This is a genomic window from Variovorax sp. N23, from assembly GCF_025486315.1.
Taxonomy (GTDB): domain Bacteria; phylum Pseudomonadota; class Gammaproteobacteria; order Burkholderiales; family Burkholderiaceae_C; genus Variovorax.
In genome coordinates, this window is sequence record NZ_JAOOPY010000036.1 from 1 (window position 1) to 1,351 (window position 1,351).

Here is a 1,351-nt window from a genome sequence, read left to right on the forward strand (position 1 = left end):
CAGGCTGCTGAAATACTCCCCTCCAGTCGACGCGCGGCGCGGCACAAGCGTTGGAAGTTGATCCCCCGACAGTTGGAAGACAAGACCCCAGACCATGCGCGGAGCCGACACCTTCACCGAGAGCCTGTTCACGATGCGCCGCCTGGAGGACTTCGTGCCTGCGGAGCACCCGCTGCGCCCGATCCGGGCGATGGTCAACGAAGCGTTGGTGAAGATGGATGACCTGTTCGCTGGCATGTACGAGGCCGACATCAAGGGCGGGCGTCCCAGCATCGCGCCAGAGAAGCTGCTGCGCGCGATGCTCTTGCAGATCTTCTTCAGCGTTCGCTCGGAGCGTCAGCTCATGGAGCAGACCCAATACAACCTCTTGTATCGCTGGTTCATCGGCCTGGCCATGGACGATGCCGTCTGGGTTCCCAGCGTCTTCACCAAGAACCGCGAGAGGCTCATTGCGCACGACGCCATCATCGAGTTGTTCAACCACATCGTGGAGACCGCTGACCGCAAGGGCTGGTTGTCGGGCGAGCACTTCAGCGTGGACGGCACCCTCATCCAGGCGTGGGCCAGCCACCGCAGCTTCGTGCGCAAGAACGGCGCTGGCGATCAAGGCGACGACGGCAATGACGACAACACCGGTGCCACCAGCTTCAAGGGCCAGACCCGCAGCAACGACACCCATGAGTCCAGCACCGACGCCGATGCGCGGCTGTACCGCAAGGGCAAGACGGCCAGCCAGATGCGCTACATGGGCCATGCCCTCTCGGACAACCGCCATGGCTTGATCGCCAACGCCATGGTCAGCACCGCCGACGGTCATGCCGAGCGGGAAGCGGCCAAGGTCATGATCCATGCGGCTTGCGAGGCGGCAGCCGATGACACGATCAGCATTACGCTGGGCGCGGACAAGGGCTATGACGCTAAGGAGTTCGTCGACGCATGCCGCGACATGGGCGTGATACCGCACGTGGCGCAGAACAAGTCAGGGCGCCGCTCGGCAGTACCCGATGTCATCGCAGCCAGCGAGGGCTACGCGCTGTCGCAGCGCAAGCGCAAGCTCATCGAGCAGGGCTTCGGCTGGGCCAAGACGGTGGGATGCATTCGTCAGGTGATGGTGCGCGGGCTCAAGCGCGTGGACCATCTGTTCGTCATGACGATGACGGCGTACAACTTGACGCGCATGCGTTCGCTGGGGCAAATCCGTCCGCAGTCTGCGTGAGGCCCGAAAAGAAGCTCGAGAAGCTTCGGCAATCAGCAAAAACGACTCGAAACACCATCCCGCAGCTCGCCATGTGAAAAGCAGCCCTCGGCGAAGGAACGGGCTCGTCCGCAGGGGGAGTATTTCAGCAGCCTG

1 protein-coding gene is annotated in these 1,351 nt (G+C 63.0%); it reads left to right on the forward strand.

Annotation, left to right across the window (positions count from 1 at the left end; all coding sequences use genetic code 11):
- The first annotated feature begins 94 nt into the window (after nt 1–94).
- On the forward strand, nt 95–1,216 hold the full coding sequence (locus N8A90_RS25320) for an IS5 family transposase (protein WP_262078048.1): 1,122 nt from the start codon (nt 95–97) through the stop codon (nt 1,214–1,216).
- Nucleotides 1,217–1,351: the final 135 nt, after the last annotated feature.

What these genes read in the sequence shown, in the direction of transcription:
- N8A90_RS25320 (WP_262078048.1), top strand. Translation starts at nt 95, where the DNA reads ATGCGCGGAGCCGACACCTTCACCGAGAGCCTGTTCACGATGCGCCGC.